This is a genomic window from Frigoribacterium sp. AC759 (assembly GCF_979256015.1).
Genome location: NZ_CEEDMT010000110.1, coordinates 1 through 264, shown reverse-complemented (window position 1 = coordinate 264; position 264 = coordinate 1). Strand labels below are relative to the sequence as shown.

General features: G+C 43.2%; 1 protein-coding gene. It reads left to right on the top strand.

The genetic code is table 11. The features are described from left to right. Positions 1 to 264 (top strand): hypothetical protein (locus ACZ6JE_RS15300; RefSeq protein WP_464319498.1); only part of this gene is annotated, 264 nt, incomplete at both ends.

Below are 264 nucleotides of genomic sequence, written 5' to 3'. Positions count from 1 at the left end.
CAAATATACTTCTTGAAGTTATGAGGATTTTAAAGCCTACGGGCGTCCTCTGGCTGAACATTGGAGACTCCTACAACACCCCAATAAATTGGTCATTTGAAGACCATGTTCATAGCACCCTAGGTGCGGACAAAGCAGGTTTAGCCATCACAAATTCGGCATATACAAAAAATCGTGGGAAACGAAGAGCATTCATAGAAAAGGAATCTGGATGGCTGCAATATGGAAACTTGTTAATGATCCCCAACCGTGTCGTCATCGAGC